The organism is Rhodococcus sp. AB351 (genome assembly GCF_049538275.1).
Classification (GTDB): Bacteria; Actinomycetota; Actinomycetes; order Mycobacteriales; family Mycobacteriaceae; genus Rhodococcus.
Window position 1 is genome coordinate 1,016,666 of the sequence record NZ_JBMVFW010000001.1, and the last position, 22,334, is coordinate 1,038,999.

Annotated in this window: 16 protein-coding genes and 1 pseudogene; 7 read left to right on the top strand and 10 right to left on the bottom strand. The window is 69.6% G+C overall.

Annotated features, from left to right (window positions below; all coding sequences use genetic code 11):
• Positions 1-27: 27 nt before the first annotated feature.
• From ACPCXD_RS04650 to ACPCXD_RS04685, 8 genes and pseudogenes are all read right to left on the bottom strand, one after another.
• Positions 28-570 (bottom strand): annotated as a pseudogene (locus ACPCXD_RS04650) (Na(+)/H(+) antiporter subunit C); the annotation flags it as partial.
• The gene (locus tag ACPCXD_RS04655) at positions 567-3,404 is read right to left on the bottom strand and encodes a Na+/H+ antiporter subunit A (RefSeq protein WP_160876687.1); all 2,838 of its coding nucleotides are present in this window, start codon (positions 3,402-3,404) and stop codon (positions 567-569) included. The pseudogene ACPCXD_RS04650 and the gene ACPCXD_RS04655, both read right to left, overlap by 4 nt.
• Positions 3,405-3,605: 201 nt before the next feature.
• Positions 3,606-4,799 carry a hypothetical protein gene (locus tag ACPCXD_RS04660; protein ID WP_423658617.1) on the bottom strand — a complete coding sequence of 398 codons (1,194 nt, stop codon included), beginning with the start codon at positions 4,797-4,799 and terminating at the stop codon, positions 3,606-3,608.
• 1 nt (position 4,800) lies between these two features.
• Positions 4,801-7,017: an AAA family ATPase gene (locus ACPCXD_RS04665; RefSeq protein ID WP_423658619.1), complete on the bottom strand. Its 2,217-nt coding sequence runs from the start codon at positions 7,015-7,017 to the stop codon at positions 4,801-4,803.
• 46 nt (positions 7,018-7,063) lie between these two features.
• The gene (locus ACPCXD_RS04670; RefSeq protein ID WP_423658621.1) at positions 7,064-7,981 is read right to left on the bottom strand and encodes a CDP-alcohol phosphatidyltransferase family protein; all 918 of its coding nucleotides are present in this window, start codon (positions 7,979-7,981) and stop codon (positions 7,064-7,066) included.
• Entirely contained in the window at positions 7,978-8,700 is a 723-nt protein-coding gene (locus tag ACPCXD_RS04675) for a phosphatidylserine decarboxylase (protein WP_024101805.1), read from the bottom strand. The genes ACPCXD_RS04670 and ACPCXD_RS04675 overlap by 4 nt, the downstream gene beginning before the upstream one ends.
• Before the next feature lie 116 nt (positions 8,701-8,816).
• Positions 8,817-9,281 carry an SRPBCC family protein gene (locus tag ACPCXD_RS04680; protein WP_085469694.1) on the bottom strand — a complete coding sequence of 155 codons (465 nt, stop codon included), beginning with the start codon at positions 9,279-9,281 and terminating at the stop codon, positions 8,817-8,819.
• 109 nt (positions 9,282-9,390) lie between these two features.
• Positions 9,391-12,885 carry a TM0106 family RecB-like putative nuclease gene (locus tag ACPCXD_RS04685; RefSeq protein ID WP_423658624.1) on the bottom strand — a complete coding sequence of 1,165 codons (3,495 nt, stop codon included), beginning with the start codon at positions 12,883-12,885 and terminating at the stop codon, positions 9,391-9,393.
• Between the two features lie 172 nt (positions 12,886-13,057).
• On the opposite strand from ACPCXD_RS04685, the gene ACPCXD_RS04690 reads away from it, so the two are divergent.
• Together ACPCXD_RS04690 and ACPCXD_RS04695 are read left to right on the top strand one after the other, a co-directional pair.
• Entirely contained in the window at positions 13,058-13,561 is a 504-nt protein-coding gene (locus ACPCXD_RS04690) for a pyridoxamine 5'-phosphate oxidase family protein (RefSeq protein ID WP_145693230.1), read from the top strand.
• A gap of 57 nt (positions 13,562-13,618) precedes the next feature.
• On the top strand, positions 13,619-14,419 hold the full coding sequence (locus ACPCXD_RS04695; protein WP_120283604.1) for an SDR family NAD(P)-dependent oxidoreductase: 801 nt from the start codon (positions 13,619-13,621) through the stop codon (positions 14,417-14,419).
• On the opposite strand, the gene ACPCXD_RS04700 is transcribed toward ACPCXD_RS04695, so the two are convergent.
• The gene (locus ACPCXD_RS04700; RefSeq protein ID WP_145693231.1) at positions 14,361-14,954 is read right to left on the bottom strand and encodes a DUF1707 SHOCT-like domain-containing protein; all 594 of its coding nucleotides are present in this window, start codon (positions 14,952-14,954) and stop codon (positions 14,361-14,363) included. The two genes, ACPCXD_RS04695 and ACPCXD_RS04700, sit on opposite strands and share 59 nt — an antisense overlap.
• Before the next feature lie 108 nt (positions 14,955-15,062).
• Between ACPCXD_RS04700 and ACPCXD_RS04705 the strand changes: the two genes are divergently transcribed.
• Complete coding sequence (locus ACPCXD_RS04705; protein ID WP_016691621.1) at positions 15,063-15,611, top strand: PadR family transcriptional regulator; 549 nt, start codon at positions 15,063-15,065, stop codon at positions 15,609-15,611.
• Here the strand turns inward: ACPCXD_RS04705 and ACPCXD_RS04710 are convergent.
• Positions 15,586-16,836, bottom strand: coding sequence for an NAD(P)/FAD-dependent oxidoreductase (locus ACPCXD_RS04710; protein WP_145693232.1), 1,251 nt, complete (start codon positions 16,834-16,836; stop codon positions 15,586-15,588). The genes ACPCXD_RS04705 and ACPCXD_RS04710 overlap by 26 nt on opposite strands.
• A gap of 122 nt (positions 16,837-16,958) precedes the next feature.
• Here ACPCXD_RS04710 and htpG point away from each other — a divergent pair, with 122 nt between their 5' ends.
• The 4 genes from htpG (at position 16,959) to groL (ending at position 22,277) form a co-directional block, all read left to right on the top strand.
• Positions 16,959-18,884, top strand: coding sequence for a molecular chaperone HtpG (htpG, locus tag ACPCXD_RS04715; RefSeq protein WP_423658627.1), 1,926 nt, complete (start codon positions 16,959-16,961; stop codon positions 18,882-18,884).
• A 44-nt stretch (positions 18,885-18,928) separates the two neighbouring features.
• Positions 18,929-19,705, top strand: a complete 777-nt coding sequence (locus ACPCXD_RS04720; RefSeq protein ID WP_423658629.1) for an HAD-IIA family hydrolase — start codon at positions 18,929-18,931, stop codon at positions 19,703-19,705.
• A 141-nt stretch (positions 19,706-19,846) separates the two neighbouring features.
• Entirely contained in the window at positions 19,847-20,371 is a 525-nt protein-coding gene (locus ACPCXD_RS04725) for a DUF6764 family protein (protein WP_016691625.1), read from the top strand.
• Positions 20,372-20,651: 280 nt separating this feature from the next.
• A complete protein-coding gene (groL, locus tag ACPCXD_RS04730; protein ID WP_016932760.1) occupies positions 20,652-22,277 on the top strand; it encodes a chaperonin GroEL in 1,626 nt (541 codons plus the stop codon).
• Positions 22,278-22,334: the final 57 nt, after the last annotated feature.

Here is a 22,334-nt window from a genome sequence, read left to right on the forward strand (position 1 = left end):
CGTCCCGCCCTGGTTCTGCGTGTAGGCCGAATCGGTCGGATCGTCGAAGTCGCCGTCGTGCAGATCCTCGTACGCCTCGAGGTCCTCGATGTTCTTGAGCTGGTCGAGCGGGATCGGGTTGCCCGCGGCGTCGAAGGCATCGCCGCTCTTGCTCGGGATACCGGTGAGCGGGTCGTCGGAGCGGTCTCGCGACGGCAGGTCGGCGAGACTGCGCCGCTGCGACACGAGGGTGTCCTCGGGGTCGTTCTCGATCTCGTCCCGTGCGCGGTAGGTGTAGGAGCGGTAGGTCAGTGCCAGCACGAACGCCGCCACACCCATCGTGATGACGATCGCGGTGAGGATCATCGCCTGCGCGAGGGGATCGGCCATGTCCGGCTCGACGTCGCTCTCCACACCGACGATGGGTGCATGACCTGCGGGACCGCCGAGGGTCAGCAGCAACAGGTTGATGCCGTTGCCGGCCAGCAACAGCCCCAGCAGCATCTTGATGATGCTGCGTTCGAGCAACAGGTACACACCGGCCGCGACGAGCACGCCGACGACGGCGAGGAGCGTGATGTTCGCGGTCATCGGCCCTCACCCACGGTCTCGGCGTCGAGGCGAGCACCGAGGCTGCGCAGCACGTCCAGGATCAGGCCGACCACGATGAGGTACACACCGAGGTCGAAGAACAGTGCGGTCACGAGCTTGATGTCGCCGAGCAGCGGCAGCGTGAGCTCGAGGGTCGCCGACGACAGGGCCGGGGCGCCGAGGAACATCGACACCAGTGCGGTGCCCGCGGCGAAGGTGAGTCCGAGGCCGAGGATCTTGCCGGCGTCGATGGGAACCGCCTCTCCGAGCTCGTAGCGTCCGCCGGCCAGGTACCTCAACACCAGCGCGAGACCGGCGACGAGACCGCCCGCGAAGCCGCCACCGGGCGCGTTGTGCCCGGAGAAGAAGAAGTACACCGACAGGATCATCAGGGTGGGGAAGACCAGCCGGGTGGTGACCTCGAGGACCAGCGAGCGGTAGCGCGGATCGATGAGATCGCCGCCGAGCAGCCAGGTCGTCTCGTTGCTGGCGGAGACCGCGTCGAGCTGCGCTGCGGGAGCATCCGCCACACGCGGGGCGGTGCCGAAGCGGCGGGTGCGGAACACCAGGCTGGCCACGCCGGTCGCAGCGACCAGCAGTACCGAGATCTCGCCCATCGTGTCCCAGGCGCGGATGTCGACGAGCAGGACGTTGACGATGTTCTTGCCGTCACCGCCGTAGTAGGCGGCGTCGGGCAGTAGCAGCGAGATCGGATCGGTGGTGCGTGCCGCGACGGCGTAGGCGCCGATCCCGACGACCACCGCGCCCACGGCGATGCCGAGCATCGCGCGGGCGAACTTGCTGCCCATCACCGCGGCCGGGTCGGTCTCGGCGGGCAGCTTGCGCAGGACCAGCACGAACATCACGAGGGTGACGGTCTCGACGAGGAACTGGGTGAGCGCGAGGTCGGGAGCTCCCTGGAGGGCGAACAGCACACCGAGCCCGTAACCCGTCACGCCCACGACCAGCACACCGCCGAGGCGATTGCGCAGGACCGTCGCGGTGACCGCGGCGGCCATCATGATCAGCCCCACCCCGAGCTGCCAGATCGAGTCCCATGCGCGCGTCGACGGCATCGTGCTCAGCCCGAAGAAGAACATCAGCACCGTCGGGAGCGCCACCAGGGTGATGAGGATCGTCGCCTGGGTCAGGGGGAGCGAACCGCGCTGCAGAAAACCGGTCAGGCGCAGGGACAGGGTGTCCATGCCCTGGAGGGTCGCGTCGTACATCCGGTCGGCGTTGCCGAGCGGCGGGTGCTCGAAGCGCAGGCGCGCGATGGTGCGGTGCGCGAGGAACAGGGCCGTGCCGCCCACGATCACCACGCCGGTCAGAGCGAGCGGCAGAGTGAATCCGTGCCACAACGCCAGGTGGTAGGGCTTGTCGAGTTCGGTGGGCAGCTCGTCGGCGTAGGGGGCGATCAGGTGATCGATCCACGAGCTCGCGAAGCCCGCGGCGAGACCGGCGAACGCGAGAACGCTCGGGGCGGTGAGCAGCAGCGGGCCGGGCGCGTGCAGGTTCTGCACCGCGGGGCTCGGACGTTTGAGCTGCTTGCGACCGAACGCACCCCAGATGAACCGGATGCTGTACGCGAGGGTGAGGATCGACCCCACCACGATGCCCGCGGTCATGGCGATCCGCGCCCACTCGGGCAGCACCTCGGCCACCAGCGACGACTCGAGTGCTGCTTCCTTCGCGACGAACCCGATGAACGGCGGCAGACCGGCCATGCTCGCCGCCGCGAGTATCGCGATCACCATCAGATAGGGCGCGGCGGAGCCGAGGTGCGCGAGCTTGCGAATGTCGCGGGTGCCCGTGGAGTGGTCGATGATGCCGACCACCATGAACAGGCATGCCTTGAACAGGGCGTGGGCGATCACCATCGCCAGGCCCGCCAGGGCTGCTTCCCGGCTGCCCGTGCCCACCAGCGCTGTGAGGAAACCGAGCTGACTGACGGTGCCGAAGGCCAGGATGAGTTTGAGGTCGAAGGCGCGGAACGCTCGCCAGCCGGCGAGGATCATCGACGCGAGACCGAGACCGATGACGATCGGCCGCCACGCGGCGCTGTCCGCGAAGCCGGGGGCGAGCCGGGCCACGAGGTAGATGCCGGCCTTGACCATCGCCGCGGCGTGGAGATATCCGGACACCGGGGTGGGGGCGGCCATCGCACCGGGCAGCCAGAAGTGCAGCGGGACCACGGCGGACTTCGACAGTGCGCCGACGAGTACGAGCACCACGGCGACACCGGCGAGCCAGCCGTGGGGTGCCGCCGCGACGACGTCGGACAGGTTGTAGCTGCCGACCATCTCGCCGAGGATGATGATGCCGACCAGCATCGCCAGACCACCGGCCGTGGTGACGAGCAGGGCCTGGGTGGCGGCACGCCGACTCGAGGCGCGTTCGGCGTAATGCCCGACGAGCAGGAACGACAGGACGGTCGTCAGTTCCCAGAAGATGTAGAGCAGCAACATGTTGTCGCTGACCACCAGACCGAACATGGCGCCCGCGAAGGCGACCATCTCGGCGGCGAACACGCCCAGGCGGGGCTCGTCGTCCTCGAAATAGCGCGAGCAGTAGAGCAGGATCAACGAGCCGATGCCCAGGACGAGCACGCACATGATCGCCGCAAGCGTGTCGAAACGCAGGTCGAAATTCATCGACAGCGTCGAGGCCCACGCGATCTGTAGTTTCTGATCGGTTCCCCAGTTGGTGACGACCCAGCCGAGACTTGTGAGGGGCACCAGCGCGAGCGGCAGGAATGCATTTCTCCCCATGACTCTGACCAGAAACGGCGCCAGAAGAGCAGCGACCGCATGGGCAACGAGTATGGCGATCAAAAGGCACTCCGTCGGGGTCGGGCCTGTCGGCGGGGTGAAACTGACTGCGGGCCGTGGGACTCGCTGTCGTCACAGCGGACGGCACACCGCCGAAACGGGGATCGCCCCGACATGCACGCCGCTCGCCGTCATCGGGCAAAACGGATTGTGCCTATCCTAACGGTTGTCTTCGCACGCTTGCGAATCGGGGAGGTGAGAGCGCTAGCGCACCTGCCACGCACAGATCACGGCGACGGCGAACAGTGCGAGTGCCGACCACTGCGCGTCCGCCGGGAGCATCCACACCGCCCCGACGACGGCCGTCGCCGGCACCGGCAGCGCCAGGCCGAGAGCCGCGACCGACGCGGAGCCCGGCAACGATGCCCCGAGCGCGAGACCGGTGCCCAGTGCGACGAGCGCGACCCGCACCGCGAGAGGGATGCCCTCGCCGATCTCCGCCGGCCACCACACCGTCGCCGCCGAGATCGACGCGGCGAGCACCAACCCGGGAAGCGCGTACGGCATGTAGGGAGAGAGCCGCACCCCGGCGACCACGGCGGCCACCGCGACGAGCAGCACCCACCACGGCACGGTCGCCGACTGCATACCCGACCACAACTCGACGAGGACCGGGTACGCCGCGGCCACGGCTCCGGTGACCGCGAGGACGAACCGGTCGTCGCCGGGTGGGACGAGGCGCGCGACGATCTCGGCGCCGACGACCGCGACCGCGAGTGCCCCACCGGCGACCAGCCACGGGAGCACACCCGTGTCGCTCGCGCGGGAACCCACGAACTCGCCCAGCAGTCGGTAGCCCACCGAGAGCACCACCGCGGCGGTCACCATGATCGCGAGCAACCGCGGATCGGCCCGCTGCACGCGCATCCCGGCGGGCACCGTCAGCGCGGCGGCGACCGTTGCCACGAGTGCGAAGGCCAGCACCCACTGGGGAACCGTCCAGCGCACGGCCGCGACGGGGACCTCGGAACCGACGGCCGCGGCGGTGAGGAAGGCCGCCCAGCCACCGGCGATCAGGGCCCACTGGCCGGTCGCCGAACCCCACGAGCCCGCGGTCGCCGCCCCGAGCAGCACACCGGTGATCGCGGCGATCATCCATCCGACGACCGTCAGGCTGTCGGCCGAGATGCCGGCGGGAACGAGATAGCGGATCGAACCGAGGACCACGATAGAGGCGGCGGCCAGCATCCAGGCGGTACGTCGGGAGCCGGTCCGCTGCAGTCCGGCCGCCGAGAGAACGGCGAGCGCGGCGGTGACCACAGGCGCCCATTCGCTGCGCGCACCCTCAGGAAGGACGGATTCGCCCGCGGCCGGGACGAGGATCGCGACCCCGGCGGCGAGGAAGGCCGCGAGGACGGCTGCCGGTCCGGCGACGCGGACCGCGGTGGTCACGGCCATCTCAACGGCCCTCCGCGTAGGCCTGCAGATGAGCGACCTGCGCGGGATCGAGCGAGGGCCGCACCTTCTCCCGGGCCACCGCGACGTCCTCCGCGGTCACCACGGCGGCGTCGACGTTGCGCCGCATCGCCGCGAGCGCGGCCTCGCGCAGCAGCGCCGAGCAGTCCGCGGCCGAGTAGCCGTCGAGTCCGGCGGCCAGCTCGTCGAGGTCGACGTCGTCGTCGAGCGGTACCGATCGGCCCGCGGTCTTCAGGATCGCGGCCCGGGCCTCGGCGTCCGGCGGCGGCACGAACACGAGACGTTCGAGCCGGCCGGGACGCAGCAGCGCCGGATCGATGAGGTCGGGCCGGTTGGTCGCTCCCACCACCACGACGTCGCGCAGCGGCTCGACACCGTCGAGTTCGGTGAGCAGCGACGCGACCACCCGGTCGGACACCCCGGAATCGGAGCTCTGCCCGCGGCGCGGTGCGAGCGCATCGATCTCGTCGAGGAACACCAACGCCGGTGCCGAATTGCGGGCACGCTCGAACAACTCGCGCACCGCCTTCTCCGACGCACCGACCCACTTGTCCATCAGTTCGGCGCCCTTGACGGCGTGGACGCTCAGGCGCCCCGTGCCGGCGAGAGCGCGGACGAGATAGGTCTTGCCGCAACCGGGCGGGCCGTACAGCAGCACACCGCGTGGCGGGTCGACGCCGAGACGCTCGAACGAATCGGGATGCTGCAGCGGCCACAGAACGGCTTCGGTCAGGGCCTGCTTCGTCTCGACCATGTCGCCGACGTCGTCGAGGCTCACACTGCCGATCGCCAGCTCCTCGGAGCCCGACCGCGACAGCGGACGGATCACCTCGAGCGCGCCGAGCAGGTCGTCCTGGACGAGCGAGGGTTCGTCGTCGTCACGGTTCGCCCGCGACGCCGCGCGCAGTGCCGCCTCGCGACACAGCGCCGCGAGGTCGGCGACGACGAAACCGGGGGTGCGACCCGCGACGGCGGCGAGGTCGAGACCGGTGGACGGCACCGAGCGCAGCAGCACGTCGAGCAGGGCCCGGCGGGTCGCGCCGTCGGGCAGCGGCAGGGACAGTTCGCGGTCGCAGATCTCCGGGGCGCGCAGCCGGGAGTCGACGTCGTCGGGATGCGCGGTGGTCGCGATCAGCACCGTGCCTTCGGTGTCGACGACCCGCCGCAGCTCGTCGAGGATCAACGTCGCGACGGGTTCGGTGTCGGCGGGCAGCACGGCGTCGACGTCGGTGAGCAGCAGGACGCCACCGCCGCGCACCGCTTCGGCCGCCGCGGAGATCCGGCGCAGCCGCTCGTCGGCGGCGAGTGCACCCACGCCCGGCCCGTCGACCTCGACCAGACGCCGGTCCGCGACGACCGAGCGCACGAAGGTCGCCTTGCCGACCCCGGCGGGACCGGTGACGAGCACCCCGAGATGCGGCGACGCGCCGAGGATGCGCAGCAGTTCGGGTTCGTCGAGCGAGAGGGTGAGCCATTCGGAGAGCTTTGCGACCTGGGCCTGCACACCCACGAGATCCTCGACCGGCGGTGCCGGAGGCGTGGCGGGGGCCGATTCGGGACGGTCGGTCGCGGGGGAGGAGGCGACGAACCCCGACGAGACGAATCCGGACGCGGACGGCACGGAGGACGGCAGGGCGCCCGGGCCACCGCCCCAGACGACGGCGGTGTTCGGCTGCACGCTCACCGGTCCGGCCGGATCGACCGACGAGACGGTGAGCAGTTCGGTGGTCCACGCGATCGCGAACGTCCGCGACAGTGCCCGCGTCGTCTCGGCGTTGCTCGTGCCCGGCCCGAGATCGCGCGGGAGCAGCGACACCGCGTCGCCGACGGTGAGGACCTTCCCGAGCAGCGCCTGACGCAGGGTGGTCTCCGGGATCGACTGCCGCGCGAGCGTGGAGCCGGTGACCGTCACCGTGCGCGCGCCGTAGACCGTCACCGGTGCGACGACGACCGTCGCGTCCTCCTTCAGGCCCGTGTTCGAGAGCACCACGTCGTCGAGCAGGATCGTGCCGGTCGGGGTGCCGGCCGGGGCGAGACCCGCCACGACCGCCGTGCGGCGCGCTCCCACCAGTGCGATCGCGTCCCATTCCCGCAGGCCCAGCGCGGCCAGCGCCTCGGGGTGCAGACGCACGACACCGCGCCGCGAGTCGGCGGCGGAGGTGTTGAGCCGGACGGTGAGTGAGAGTTGTGGGGTCGTCACCCCGCCGAGCCTAGAACGTGACTAGCGTCCTCGCGGGTCGTGCATGTCATCGCCCTCGCGGACGGCGCAGCCCGAGTCGCGCCTGAGATCTCGCCGACGTGGCGACACGCCGGGCCGCGACACGACGCGGACGCTGCGCGCGGTTGCGGGCACGCAGCGCGCGTCGCTCCGAGGGCTTGATGTCCCAGGTCTCCGGCCGGGCCGCGACCCAACGCCGCGAACGCACCGCGAAGGGGATGTGCGCGAGGTAGACCGCGACCAGCACGAGCATGAGGATGAACGGATAGGTGACCAGCGCGGCCGCCGCCACCGCGACCAGCACGAGCAGCACCACCGCGAGTCGCGCGGGCACGGACGCCGACTTCATCGCGAAGGTCGGGATGCGGCTGACCGCGAGCCCGGCCGTCCCGAGGATCCACAGTGCGACCAGCCCGTAGGAGGTCCACCAGCCGTCGCCCCACTGGATGTAGGCGGCGACGGGTGACAGTGCGACGAGGGCGGCCGCCGGCGCGGGCACACCGACGAAGTACTCGCGTGCGTAGGCGGGAACGCTGTCGTCCTCGAGCAGGGTGTTGAAGCGCGCGAGTCGCAGCACGAGGCTCACCGCGTAGAGCAGGGCGACGATCCAGCCGAAGGGGCTGCCGTCGAGCAACGTCACGTACAGCACGAGCGCGGGGGCGACACCGAACGCGACGGCGTCCGACAGCGAGTCGAGTTCGGCGCCGATCTTGCTGGTCGCGTCGAGCATGCGGGCGATGCGGCCGTCGAGCGAGTCGAGGACGGCCGCGGCGCCGATCATGCCGAGCGCGGTGCCGAGTTGTCCGTCGAGCGCGAACTTCACCGCCGACAGTCCGGCGGAGAACGCCAGGATCGTGATGACGCTCGGCAGCAGGCGGACGACGTTGGGCCGATTGCGGGACCGCCCGGTCGCGACCGCACGCGAACCCTGCGTGTGCGGACTCACGACACCGTGGGCAGCTGAGCGAGGACGGTCTCGGCACCGATAGTGCGCTGACCGCGTTCGACCAGCAGGGTGCTCCCGACCGGCAGGTAGGTGTCGACCCGGGATCCGAAGCGGATCAGGCCGTAGGTGTCGCCGATCGGCAGGGTGTCGCCGATCTGCGCGTCGTTGACGATGCGCCGTGCCAGCAGCCCGGCGATCTGGACGACGGCGACCTCGGCGCCGTCGCGCGTCTCGATCAGCATGCTGGTGCGCTCGTTGACCTCGCTCGCGTCGGCGAGATCGGCGGAGAGGAACTTGCCCGGGGTGTGGACCACCGAGCGGACGGTGCCGCCGACGGGGCTGCGCTGCACGTGCACGTCGAGGACGGACAGGAAGATGCTGACCCGAGGGCGCTCCTCGCTGCCGAGCCCGAGTTCGGCGGGTGGCACGGCGTGGTCGACGAGAGCGATCTCACCGTCGGCGGGAGCGACGACCACCCCGGCGCGGTTCGGCGGCACGCGGTGCGGGTGCCGGAAGAAGGTGGCGCACGCCAGTGCCGATGCGAGACCGGCGCGGCGCAGCCAGGGCTTGCGGCGGCCGAGGGTGGCCACGGCGAGCGGAGCTGCTACGAAGGGGATGCCGCCCGGATGCATGGGCGGTACGACATGCCTGACCAGGTCGACCATGTGGGCTACCCCGCTGGTGGGGGGTGTTCCGGCGGGCGTCGGCTTACGTGCCACGGGCTCCTCTTATCGCTGGCGATCGGTGATCCGGGACCGCAGTGGACCCGCCCGTCGCGCGGGCGGGTCCTGTCGGTCCACAGGCACTCCAGCGTACGTGAGCGGAGGAGGGAAGGTCAGACCCGCGCGCCCGCCTCGATCTCGTTCTTGAGACGGGCGAGAGTCGCGTTCATCCCCATCGTCAGTTCGTCGTCGAACGCCTCGGTGCCGCCGAGAACATACTTGACCAGGGTCTGCGATACCTTGCTCGTCCCGGTGGGCGCCTCGCGCCGCTGGGTGACCCGCGTGCCGGTGGCGGTGGGTTCGAGGGTGAACGACCAGATGGACCGGTTCTCGTTGATCCGGAAGCTCAGGCGACGGCCGGGTTCGAAGTCGATCACCTTCGACGTCGTGGGCCACACCAGCAGGCCCTTCTTGTTGATGTTGATCGTGGTGGTGCCGGCAGACACCGGCCCACCGCGCACGATCATCCGACGGCACTGCGGGCTCCACTCGCCCATCCGCTTCAGATCGGACACCACGCGCCACACCTGCTCGGGGGAGGCGGTGATCTCGATCGTGGCCTCGAGGGTCTTCGACACGTGTACTCCTGTGCTCGGGGGACCGGGTCTTCTCGGGGGCCGGGTCCCGTGTATCTGATACCTGAGGTAACAGGATCGTCGTCGATCCTAACGGACGCTGTGAGTGCGGTCACGTCCTGGTCGGGTCGGCTCCGGTCAGCCGCATGAACGCCCCGAGTTCGATCAGGCCGTCCGGGGTCGACGGGAGGTGATCGGTCAGGGCGCCGGACCGGACGATCACCGCCGACCACTTGCCGCGTGAGAGGGCCACGTTCGACCGGTTGCGGGACAACAGGAACGACACGCCCCGCGGCACGTCCTCGACGGCGGAGGCCGTCATCGACACGAACACCATCGCCGCCTGGCGGCCCTGGAACTTATCGACGGTGCCCACCTGGACACGGTGCAGACCTGCGGCGGCGAGATCCTGCCGCAGGCGGGTGACCTGAGCGTTGTACGGCGCGACCACCAGGACGTCCTCCTCGCCGAGGGGCCGCGACGGGGAGCCGGCGTCGTCCGTCCACGCCGAGCCGAGCACGGCCGCGACGGCGCGCACGATCTCGGCGCTCTCCTCGGGCGAGCAGGTCGCGTTGCCCTCGTGCGCGACCTCCACGAGCCGGACGCCGGGCGGGACGCCGTCGAGCGCGCGACGCGTAGTGATCTCGGACTTCGACCGCAGGCGTCCCTCGTAGGACAGCTCGGACACCCGCGCGCACAGATCCGGGTGCATCCGCCAGGTCACCGGAAGGAAGTAGCCACGATCGGCGGGCAACGCCCCGTGCCCTTCGGCGAGCCATCCGAGGGCGGACTCGTCCACGGGCTCGGGGTGGGTGCCCTGCGAGACCTGCGGCAGTTGGCGGGGATCGCCGAGCAGCAGCAGATTCGACGCCGCCGTGGCCACGGCGATGGTGTTGGCGAGGCAGAACTGACCGGCCTCGTCGACCACCAGCAGGTCGAGGCTGCCGGGCTCGATGCAGTTCGGATTCGTGAAGTCCCAGGCCGTTCCACCCACCACGTAACCGGTGGTGGAGGTACCGATATGGGCCGCAAGGGTCTTCGTGTCCGGGAAGGCGGTCCACGTCGGTTCGGGGCTCTGGCATTTCGCCTTGGCGACCCGTTCCGGCGACACTCCCGCGGCGACGGTGCCGGCCAACATGTTCTCGACCACCGAATGCGACTGCGCGACCACGCCGACCCGCCAACCGTGCTCGTTCACGAGCGCCGCCACCACCCGGGCCCCGGTGTACGTCTTGCCGGTGCCGGGTGGTCCCTGCACCGCCAGGTACGAATTCTCCAGGGTGAGAACGGCCGTGACGATCGTGCCGGCCGCGTCGTCGCCGAGCGCCGGCAGCGCGGCACCGGAGCGCAGTCGGGGCGGGACGCGGCGCAGCACGTCCACGGCCGCGGTCGACGGCAGAGCCGGCAACTCGTCGCACATCGCCTCGGCGGCGGAGGCGATGGCCGCTTCGATGTTCTTCGACGAGATCGGCGCGCCGGGTGTGACGGCGATCGGCAGCACGGAGTACTCCTCGTCCGTCCGCAGCGATTCGTCCACGACGAGCACGTCGGGATGGTCCGTCCCCGTGGTGCGTTCGACGACCACGCCGCGCGACCACGCGCGCGTCCCGGTGCCGCCGTCGGGCAGTCCGTCCGGTCCCGGAGCGTCGTACAACAGGAAGACGTCCTGGCCGTCGCGCAACGTATTGCCCGGCTCGAACTCGCCCGCGAGGCGCAGCCGGCGCCGGAGCAGTCGCTGGCGGGGCGTGGCCTTGTGCCAGTCGGTCTCGAGCGTGCACGTCGCCGCGACCAGCGTGTCGCGGGCGTCCGCCCACTCGTCCGGCGGCGTGGACAGACGGTCGAAGTGCCCCCACCAGAATGGTTTCCGCTCGCGCCGGTGATAGCCCATGGCCGCGGCGACGAGTGCGGCCGCCTGCTGTTCCGGGGTGCGGTCGCCCGCCAGCGCACCGCCGACGTAGTCGAGGAGTTTCGTCTCGACGGGGTGCGCCTCCGCGTCGGGAGCGGCCTCGTCGTGGGTCGTCTCGGTGGGGGAGATGCCGTGATCGCGGGCGTGGGTGAGCAGCCAGTCGCGCAGACGCAGAGTGGAGATGCAGTCGGCCTCGTTGTAGGAGGCGATCGACGCGAGTTCGCGGTCCGCCTCCTCGAGGTGCCCGGCGTCGCGCAGTGCGCAGTAGTCGGCGTACGCGACGATCGAGGCGCCCGCGTCCACGACATCGCCGTCGCGCGCCTCGTCGACGTCGGTGTAGAGCGGTTCGAGCTTCTTCAGCCCGTACGCCCGGGCGCCCACCCGGATCGAGTTGCGCACCACGGGATACAGGTCGACGAGCACACCCTCGCGCAGCAGGTCGTCGACGATCTCCTCGCCGACGCCGTAGCGGCCGGCCAACCGCAGCAGCGCCGTCTTCTCGTACGGGGCGTAGTGGTAGACGTGCATCCTCGGGTGGCGACGACGGCGGTCGGTGACGTAGTCGAGGAAGTCCAGCAGCGCCTGCCGTTCCTGTTCGCGGTCGTGTGCCCAGAAGGGCCGGAAGACCGGTGCGTCGGCCGGTCCCTCCACGACGCCGAACAGGTACTCGAGTCCCCACTCGGAACTGCCGCCCTCGGACCACAGCGGGTCGCCCTCGAAGTCGAAGAAGATGTCGCCCTCGTCGGGCGCGGGCAGGATGCCGAGCGGGGTGGCGTCGTAGACCTCCGCGTAGGGACTGCCCCGTCTCTCCTCCTCGAGCTGCGCTCGTGCCTGCGCGCGCAGGGCCTCGAAGGTGCGGCGGGCCATCCCGTCGACGGGTGCCGCGCATGCGGCGAGGTCGTCGATGGTCGACACACCCGCCTCGATCAGCCGCAGCCGCTGGGTACTGCGCATCCCCGCGACCAGCAGCAGGTCGCGGTGACGTTCCAGTTCCGGGGTGCAGTCGTCGCAGCGACCGCAGGCGGTGTGCCCACCCGCTCCCCACCGCACCGGCTCGGGGGCAGCGCGGTGCGACGCCAGAAGGGTTTCGAGACAGGCGCGTCGGTGCCGGTAGACCGGCAGGATCTCCGCCAGTGGGTAGGAGGCGATCGAGCCGTCCCCGAGGACGAGATGCGCGTGCGACGAGACTGCCGTCCCGGTGCGCGCGAGTGCGTCCGCGTAGGCGGCGAGCTGCAGCAGGGCCTCGACCTTCGCGTGCCGGGAGAGTTTGCTGTCGTAGACGGCGTAGCCGTCATCTTCGAGGACGAGGAAATCGGAGAAGCCGATCATGCCGAGCGGATCGGGGGCGGCGTCCGAGGAGCCGGTGTCGAAGAAAGCGCCCTGATAGACGACGGGCGCGCCGGCCCGGACGGCGTCGAGGGTGGCCTGCGCCGCCTCGGTGAGCGCCTGCGCGGTGTACTCGGGCCGGGCGATCTCGACGACCCTCTCGGCACCCACCTGCGCGCGGAACCGGTCGAGGACGCGCTGCTCGTGACGGCCGCCGAGCGCCGCGACGCGGTCGAGCATCGCATCGGGTTCGGTGTCGGGGCGCGGGAGGCGACCGAGCGTCGAGTCGAGGTTGCGGAGCAGTGCGAACTCGCACGAGGCGGCGCGGGTGAGATCTCCGGCGCCGAAGACCAGCCTGTCGTCGAGAAGAAACATCGGCAGCTCCGTCTCCGGCGTGTGGGATGCCCGGGCTGGGCACGGCTGGTCCCGACTATCGCAGACCGGTCGGACCCATCGGACTGTTGTGTTCGCACTCGGCGGGTGAGAACATCTCTCTCATCAAAGAGAATAAAATTCTTGACGAGGATTCGTGCAGGTAGGAGGCCTGATGACTGGAAACGGCACGCTGCGCACGCGCGGCGCCGGGATCTCGATGACGAAGGAGGAGATCGATCTCTTCCTCTCCACCGAGCGGACGTGCCGCGTCGCCACGATCGGCGGTGACGGAAGCCCGCACGTCGCTCCGTTGTGGTTCGTCTGGGACGGCGCCTTCCTGTGGCTCAACTCCGTCGTCCGCAGCCGCCGCTGGACCGACCTGCAGAAGGATCCGCGCATCGCGGTCGTCGTCGATGGTGGGGAGCAGTTCACGGATCTGCGCGGCGTCGAGGTGCGCGGAACCGCGGTGAGCGTCGGTGACGTGCCGCGCGGTTCCCGTCCCGAGGTCGTGGCGCGCACCGTCGAGGACGAACTGCTGCGCGGCGTCGAACTGTCCTTCGCCCGCAAGTACGCCGGTCGCGACGAGTTCACGACGGACGGCCGTCACGCGTGGCTGCGGGTCACTCCGCGCAGCGTGCGCAGCTGGGACTTCGGGAAGATCCGCCGGTCGCGCTGATCTCGTCGAACCACTGATCTCACCGAACCGACGACCTCGACGAACGGAGTCTTCTCCATGAACATCGCCTCGGCGCGCCACGCGCTCGTCACCGGAGGTGCGAGCGGCATCGGCCGCGGTATCGCCGACGCCCTGGCCCGCCGTGGAGTGGCCGTGACGATCGCGGACATCGACGATGCGGCAATCGAATCCACGCTCGCCGACCGGACGGGAGTCTTCCGGCTCGTCCGCGGAGCCGTCCTCGACGTACGCGACCGGGAGGGCTGGCGCAGCGTCAAGCAGGAGGCGGAGGACGCCTTCGGCCCGGTCGACATCCTCGTCAACAACGCCGGGATCGGTTTCAACGGAACGGATTTCGCCGACCTCGATCCTCAGGTCTTCGACACGGTCATCGACATCGACGTCACCGGGGTGTTCAACGGCGTCTCGACCTTCGCGGGTGACCTGCGGACACGCGGGCGTGGGCACATCGTCAACACCGCCTCGGTCATGGGACTGACCGCGGGTGTGCCGGGCCGCGGTGTGTACAGCGCAGCGAAGGCCGCCGTCGTCGCGATGTCCGAAGCGCTACGCGCCGAACTCGCCCCGCACGGTGTCGGGGTGTCGGTCCTGTGCCCGGGGCTGGTGCGTTCGGGACTCGACGACAGCACCGCCCGGCTCGGCGGCGAGGTCCGGCGCGTGGACCACATCAAGGGCGGGAACGCCGGTATGGCACCGGAGACGGCGGGGGAGATCGTCGTCCGCGGCATCTCGATCGACGCCCCCTACATCCTCACGCACCCGCACTATCTCGGGAACATCAGTACCAGGTACGACTCGATCGCCCGCAGTGCGGATTCGGTCCACGCCGGTGCATGACGGCACGCCGGTGGACGACGGCGGCGTGGCGCATGTGCTCGCGGTGCAGTCGCCGGGCGTTGCGGATGTGGTCGTCGGCCCTGCGGCGGGCCGGACCGCCCTCGAGTCCGAGTGCGGTGCGTCCCACCAGGACGAGACCCCAGGGAACGATGACCCAGATCGGCCAGAAGTAGATCAGTGAGGCCGTTCCGATCGAGACCAGTGCCCACACCGCGAGATTGATCGAGCCCACGGCGGCCCAGGCTCCCCACTCGATGCGTTGGTGGAGCGGCAGGCGCAGACGGGAAAGCGGGTTCTGGGCCGGCGAGGGCGGGGTGGGATCGGGTGTCGACGGCAGGTCGGCGAGGACGGCGCCGGCGTCGTCCTGCGTCGCGGCGCGGTAGACCCGGGCGACACGCTCGTCGAACTCGGCGATCGTCAACCGTCCGGCGGTGAGATGCCGCCCCAGCTCGTCGACGATCGTTTCGCGCTCGGCATCGGAGATGCGCAGCGGGGGTGTCGCAGTACCGGGGCCGGTAGTGGACGTGTGTTCCATGGTGCCCTCCGGGATCTTCCACAATGGAATGTCACCTGAGTCCAGGGTGAATATGCCACAGTGGAATGTCAAGTGTTTTCCGTACCCGAATCGAGAAAGGAACCGGCAATGACCGGACGACCGCTCAACGCCACCGCCGCGTCGCTGCTCGGATTCCTCCACGAAGGCCCCAAGACGGGCTGGGACCTGGTGTCCACCGCGCAGACGCGCATCGGCAAGTTCTGGTCGCTGACGACGAGCCAGGTGTACCGGGAACTGGCCGCGATGGAACGGCAGGGACTGATCGAGGCAGGGGAGAAGGGCCCGCGCGATCGCAAGCCCTACCTGCTGACCGAGGCCGGACGCACCGCCTTCGCCGAATGGATCGACCGCGAACCGGGCGACGAGAACATCCGTCACCCACTGCTGCTGACCGTCGCCTTCGGCGATCACCTCCCGCCCGAGCGCCTCGCCGAGATGCTCGCCGACCATCGCCGCAGACACGAGGAGCAGCTCGCCGCCTACGAACAGCAGGCGGCGGCCGACATCCTCCCGCCGCACGCCGCGGCGACCCTCGACTTCGGCATCCTCTACGAGCGAGCGGTCCTCGACTGGTTCGACCGCGTGCGCGACCGGCTCGAACCCGGGCCGGTCAGCGCAGCGGATCGAACGACCTGAGCAACGGATCCGGCTCGCCGGTCATCGCCCCGGCGAGCAGCCGTCCGGTGAGGGGACCGAGCGCCACACCCCACATCCCGTGCCCGCCGGCGACGTACACCCGCTCCGAACGGGTGCGGCCGATCAGCGGAAGCCCGTCCGCCGTGCACGGCCGCGAGCCCACCCACTCCTCGCTGCGCCCGTCCCAGTCGACATCGCGCAGCAGCGGACGGGTCGCGTCGACGATCGCTTCGATGCGCCGCGGGTCGAGCGGGGCGTCGGGGCTGCGGAACTCCATCATTCCCGCGACCCGGAAGCGGTCCTGGAGGGGTGTGCACGCCACCCGCTGGGCGGGGAAGTAGACCGGGTTCTTCGGCAGGCTCGGCGGCCGCACGCTGAAGCTGTAGCCGCGACCGGCCTGGACCTGCGTGCGCACCCCGAACGGCCGGGCGAGCGATCCGAGCCACGCTCCGTTCGCAAGCACCACCGCATCCGCCGAACGCGAGTCCCCACCGGCCACGACGACGTCCACCCCGCGACCGGTGTCGCGCACCTCCTCGACGTCGACGCCTGTGACGATCTCCGCCCCCCGGGCGCGCACGGCGTGCGCCAGCGAGGCGACGAACCGCGGCGGGTCGATGAACCGCTGCCCCCGGATCCGGAGCCCCACTCGCACCGAGTCCCCGAGCAGCGGTTCGAGCGAATGCAGTGTGTCGGTGTCGAGCAGGTCGAAGTCGATCTCGCTGCCGGCGGCACGTGCGTGCTCGAACTCCTCGACCAGCAGTCGCCGGTCGTCGTCCGAGGTGAAGGCCGCGAGGAACGGATCGGCGACCCGCGTCGGCTCGGTGACGGTCGTGTCGCCCGACCCGCGGGCGAGGTCGTCGTAGGCGTCGAGAGCGACGCGGTTGGCGCGCGCGAAGACCTCCATCGACGACGTCCACTTCCGCCTCGTGCAGTGCCGGGCGAAGTCGGCGAGGAAACGCAGCAACCGCACATCCGTCGTGGGCGGCACGTACACCGGCGAGGACGGCCGGAACATCGAGCGCACGCCGTAACGCAGCACCCCCGGCTCGGGCAGCGGCAGGGTCAGAGCCGGCGCGAGCCATCCGGCGTTGCCCCACGACGCGTCGCCCGCCACGCCGACCCGATCGAGCACCGTGACCTCGATACCGCGTTCCTGCAGGAACCACGCGGTGGACAGACCCACGATGCCCGCACCGACGACCACCGTCCGACGAACCGTCATCGCAACCTCCTGTGAACGACGAAGCCTGCACCTCCATCATGGACCCGGAAGCGCGAACGGGCCGGGTTCGCGGGCGGCTTACTATTTCCGGGGAAGTTCTGCTTGTGGAAAGGGAACCCGGAATGAGTACGAACGTCGAACAGCGTGAATTCCAGGCCGAGACGCGGCAGTTGCTGGATCTGATGATCCACTCGATCTACTCGAACAAGGACACCTTCCTGCGCGAGTTGATCTCCAACGCGTCGGACGCCCTGGACAAACTCCGGCTGGAGTCGTTCCGAAACAAGGATCTCGACGTCGACACCTCCGACCTGCACATCGAGCTCGAGGTGGACAAGGACGCGCGCACCCTGACCGTGCGCGACAACGGCATCGGCATGAACCGCGACGAGGTCGTCGACCTCATCGGCACCCTCGCGAAGTCCGGTACGGGCGAACTCCGCCAGAAGCTGCGCGAGGCCAAGGATGCCGCCGCATCCGAGGAGTTGATCGGCCAGTTCGGCATCGGCTTCTACTCGTCGTTCATGGTCGCCGACAAGGTCACCCTGGTCACCCGCAAGGCCGGGGAGAAGACCGGTACGCGCTGGGAGTCCAGCGGCGAATCCACCTACACGATCGCCGAGGTGGACGACGCGCCCCAGGGCACCTCGGTGATCCTGCACCTCAAGCCCGAGGACGCCGAGGACCACCTGTTCGACTACACCTCGCAGTGGAAGCTCGAGGAGATCGTCAAGAAGTACTCGGATTTCATCGCGTGGCCGATCCGCATGGAGGTCTCGCGCACCACGAAGTCGGAGGACGGCGCCGACGAGGTGACCTTCGAGACCAAGACCCTCAACTCGCAGAAGGCGTTGTGGGCGCGCTCGAAGGACGAGGTCTCCGAGGAGGAGTACAAGGACTTCTACAAGCACATCGCGCATGCCTGGGACGAGCCGCTCGAGATCATCCCGCTCAAGGCCGAGGGCACCTTCGAATACCAGGCGCTGCTGTTCATCCCGGAGCACGCGCCGTTCGACCTGTTCGCCCGCGAACGGCGCACCGGCGTGCAGCTGTACGTCAAGCGCGTGTTCATCATGGACGACTGCGAGGATCTCGTTCCCGAGTACCTGCGTTTCGTCAAGGGTGTGGTCGACGCACAGGACCTGTCGCTCAACGTCTCTCGTGAGATCCTGCAACAGGACCGGCAGATCCGGGCCATCCGGCGCCGCCTGACGAAGAAGGTCCTCGCGACCGTCAAGGACATGGCCGCGAAGGAACCCGAGAAGTACACGAAGTTCTGGCGCGAGTTCGGCCGGGTCGTCAAGGAAGGCCTGATCTCCGACACCGACAACCGCGACACGCTGCTGGCGATCTCGTCGTTCGACTCGACGGCGAGCGAGGAGGAGCAGACCACGCTCGCCGGTTACGTCGAGCGCATGAAGGACGGCCAGGACGCCATCTACTACCTGACCGGCGAGTCGCGCCAGTTGCTCGAGAGCTCCCCGCACATGGAGGCGTTCCGCGACAAGGGCATCGAGGTGCTGCTCCTGACCGACCCCGTCGACGAGATGTGGGTGACCTCCGTTCCGGAGTTCGAGGGCAAGCGCTTCCAGTCGATCGCCAAGGGCGATGTCGACCTCGGTACCGAGGACGAGAAGAAGGCCGCCGAAGCCGAACGCGAGGAGAAGGAGAAGGAGTTCGGCGACCTGCTGTCGTGGATGAAGGAGACCCTCGACGAGCAGGTCAAGGACGTGCGGCTCTCGTCGCGCCTGACGTCCTCCCCGGCGTGCATCGTCGGCGATACCTTCAGCATGTCGCCGGCGCTCGAGCGGATGTACAAGGCGTCGGGTCAGCCGGTGCCGCGGGTCAAGAGGATCCTCGAACTCAACCCCGATCACCCGCTCGTGTCGGGTCTGCGCACCGCCCGGGAGCAACGCCCGGACGACACCACCCTCGCCGACGTCGCCGAACTGCTCCACGGCATGGCGCTGATCGCCGAGGGTGGCGAGGTCGAGGACCCGGCACGCTTCACCCGCCTGCTCGCCGAGCGTCTCGCCGGCAGCGTGTAGGCCGAGCGTTTCTCCGCGAGTCACCGCGCGGATAGGCTCGACGCATGACGCATGTGGACGGGGTGTTGTTCGATATCGAGGGTGTGCTCGTCACCGAGTGGCAGCCCGTCCCGGGCGCGGCGGACGTCCTGGCACGCTTGCGTGCCGACGGCGTCCGCCGCGCCTTCCTCACCAACACCACCTCGCGTACGTGTGCCGAGATCGCGCAGCGGCTCACGGATCTGGGGATGGAAGTGGCGCCGGACGAGATCGTCACGGCGGTGTCCCTCACCGTCGACCATGTCCGGCAGACCTATCCGGGTCTGCGCTGCTGGGTCCTCAACGAGGGCGACATCGCAGCGGATCTCGACGGTCTCGTGCTGGACGAGGACGACCCGGAAGTGGTGATCCTCGGCGGCGCGGGGGATGCCTTCACGCACCGGGCGATGAGCCGCGTCGCCGAGTTGATGCTCGAGGACGTCCCGGTGGTCGCGATGCACCGGGCGCTCGCCTGGCAGGCCGTCGACGGGTTGCGCATCGATACCGGGGTCTACCTGGCGGGACTCGAGGAGCTCACCGGCCGGTCGGTGGTGGCGGTGGGCAAGCCGTCGCTGCGCGGCTTCCTCGTCGCGTCGGAGCGGATGGGTGTCGAACCGGATCGGATGGTGGTCGTCGGCGACGACATCGCTGGCGAGGTCGTCCCGGGGCAACGCCTCGGTATGACGGGAATCCTGGTGCGTACCGGAAAGTTTCGGCAATCCGTCCTGGACCTGGCGGTCGATCGTCCCGACCACGTCATCGACTCCGTCGCCGATCTCCCCGGGCTCCTCGACAGTCTGTGACACGTGGTCTCGCGTGAGACGCATGTGATCGGTACCCTACCGCCGGGGCGCCGGCCCCCCGTTCGCGCGGGGCGCTCGTTCCCCAGTTCGCGCAGACGCAGCCTTTCGCGAAGAGGCACTCCAGTGCAGAGGAGCCCGTTCTTGTCCATTCGTTCCTTCCGGTCCGTTCTCACCGCGCGCCGTTCGTTCCGGGCCGGTGTGCTCGTCGCCGTCGGTGTGGCCTCGGCTGCGCTGTTCGGTGGGGGTACCGCCGCAGCGGCGCCGGTGACCTGTGTGTCGCCTCCTTCTGCCAACGACATCCTGGTGTCCGATACCGCCAGCTGCGGTGCCACCGCCGAGGACGCCTTCGCTCGCGCGTATGCGGCCGACAGCGGCACCGCGGTGTCGGTCGCCGAGTCGGCCGGTGCCGCCGAAGCCCACGCGACGGGCTTCGGCACGGCGCTCAGTGCAGCCCGTGACGGCGGCCGTTCGTTCGCCTACGCGCTCGGCGGCGGACTGAGCCACTCGTGGGCGCAGGGTCCGGCGACGACCCTGTCGGTGGCCGGCTACGGGTCGGGCGCCACGGCCGACACCACCGGCGTCACGTGCGTCGGAGCCCAGTCGTTCGCGGTCAACACCGCGACGGGGCAGTGGTGCGCCGTGGGGGTCGGTTCGACGCCGCGCTGAGCGAGCGCCGCACCGATGATCCGGACGACCGGGTAGTCGGTCTTTCGCGGATTTCGTGACGGGGGTGGCAGGTGCCGGTAATCTTGCACTCGCCACCCCCGAGTGCTAAGAATGCACTTAGCACTCGCAACACGTGAGTGCCAGGTCGGTAGGGTGAGACCGGGTTTTCGACACCCCTGGTCGTCCGTCGCGGGCACTGCTTCCGGCCGAAGGCGTACATGGAGCGATCCGACGAGCGATCGCTCCGGTGTCACCCCCATACCCGGAGGATCACTTCGCAATGGCCAAGATCATCGCGTTCGACGAAGAGGCCCGTCGCGGCCTCGAGCGGGGCCTCAACAGCCTCGCCGACGCAGTCAAGGTGACGTTGGGCCCCAAGGGTCGCAACGTCGTTCTCGAGAAGAAGTGGGGCGCCCCCACGATCACCAACGATGGTGTGTCCATCGCCAAGGAGATCGAGCTCGAGGATCCGTACGAGAAGATCGGCGCCGAGCTGGTCAAGGAAGTTGCCAAGAAGACCGACGACGTCGCGGGTGACGGCACCACCACCGCTACCGTGCTCGCCCAGGCGCTCGTCCGCGAGGGTCTGCGCAACGTTGCTGCGGGCGCCAACCCCCTCGGCCTGAAGCGCGGCATCGAGAAGGCCGTCGAGGCCGTCACCGCCAAGCTGCTCGACACCGCCAAGGAGGTCGAGACCAAGGAGCAGATCGCCGCCACCGCAGGCATCTCCGCCGGCGACCCCGCGATCGGTGAGCTCATCGCCGAGGCCATCGACAAGGTGGGCAAGGAAGGCGTCATCACCGTCGAGGAGTCCAACACCTTCGGCCTCCAGCTCGAGCTGACCGAGGGCATGCGCTTCGACAAGGGCTACATCTCCCTCTACTTCGCCACCGACGCAGAGCGTCAGGAGGCCGTGCTCGAGGATCCCTACATCCTGCTCGTCAGCTCCAAGATCTCCACGGTCAAGGACCTGCTGCCGCTGCTCGAGAAGGTCATCCAGTCGGGCAAGCCGCTGCTGATCATCGCCGAGGACGTCGAGGGTGAGGCTCTGTCCACCCTGGTCCTCAACAAGATCCGCGGCACCTTCAAGTCGGTTGCCGTCAAGGCTCCGGGCTTCGGCGACCGCCGCAAGGCCCAGCTCGCCGACATCGCCATCCTCACCGGTGGCGAGGTCGTCAGCGAAGAGGTCGGCCTCTCCCTCGAGACCGCCGGCATCGAGCTGCTCGGCCAGGCCCGCAAGGTCGTCGTCACCAAGGACGAGACCACCATCGTCGAGGGCGCGGGCGATCCCGACGCCATCGCCGGTCGCGTCAACCAGATCCGCGCCGAGATCGAGGCGTCGGATTCGGACTACGACCGTGAGAAGCTGCAGGAGCGCCTCGCGAAGCTGGCCGGCGGCGTCGCCGTCATCAAGGCCGGTGCCGCGACCGAGGTCGAGCTCAAGGAGCGCAAGCACCGCATCGAGGACGCCGTCCGCAACGCGAAGGCTGCCGTCGAAGAGGGCATCGTCGCCGGTGGTGGCGTGGCCCTGCTGCAGGCCGCTCCGGTTCTCGACGACCTCAAGCTCGAGGGCGACGAGGCCACGGGTGCCAACATCGTCAAGGTCGCTCTCGAGGCGCCGCTGAAGCAGATCGCCTTCAACGCCGGCCTCGAGCCCGGCGTCGTCGCCGAGAAGGTCCGCAACCTCGAGGCCGGCCACGGCCTCAACGCTGCGACCGGCGACTACGAGGACCTGCTCGAAGCGGGCATCAACGACCCGGTCAAGGTCACCCGCTCGGCGCTGCAGAACGCTGCGTCGATCGCGGCTCTGTTCCTGACGACCGAGGCCGTCGTCGCCGACAAGCCGGAGAAGGCCGCCGCTCCCGCGGGCGACCCGACCGGCGGCATGGGCGGCATGGACTTCTGATCCGCCCCTGCGGGCGGAGAGGACTTCTGATCCGCCCCTGCGGGCGGAGAGGACTTC

Bases quoted from the DNA above. Each gene is read 5' to 3' on its own strand.
- ACPCXD_RS04660 (WP_423658617.1), bottom strand. From the start codon at position 4,799: ATGGCCGTGACCACCGCGGTCCGCGTCGCCGGACCGGCAGCCGTCCTC.
- ACPCXD_RS04685 (WP_423658624.1), bottom strand. From the start codon at position 12,885: ATGTTTCTTCTCGACGACAGGCTGGTCTTCGGCGCCGGAGATCTCACC.
- ACPCXD_RS04690 (WP_145693230.1), top strand. From the start codon at position 13,058: ATGACTGGAAACGGCACGCTGCGCACGCGCGGCGCCGGGATCTCGATG.
- ACPCXD_RS04695 (WP_120283604.1), top strand. From the start codon at position 13,619: ATGAACATCGCCTCGGCGCGCCACGCGCTCGTCACCGGAGGTGCGAGC.
- ACPCXD_RS04700 (WP_145693231.1), bottom strand. From the start codon at position 14,954: ATGGAACACACGTCCACTACCGGCCCCGGTACTGCGACACCCCCGCTG.
- ACPCXD_RS04705 (WP_016691621.1), top strand. From the start codon at position 15,063: ATGACCGGACGACCGCTCAACGCCACCGCCGCGTCGCTGCTCGGATTC.
- ACPCXD_RS04710 (WP_145693232.1), bottom strand. From the start codon at position 16,836: ATGACGGTTCGTCGGACGGTGGTCGTCGGTGCGGGCATCGTGGGTCTG.
- htpG (WP_423658627.1), top strand. From the start codon at position 16,959: ATGAGTACGAACGTCGAACAGCGTGAATTCCAGGCCGAGACGCGGCAG.
- ACPCXD_RS04720 (WP_423658629.1), top strand. From the start codon at position 18,929: ATGACGCATGTGGACGGGGTGTTGTTCGATATCGAGGGTGTGCTCGTC.
- groL (WP_016932760.1), top strand. From the start codon at position 20,652: ATGGCCAAGATCATCGCGTTCGACGAAGAGGCCCGTCGCGGCCTCGAG.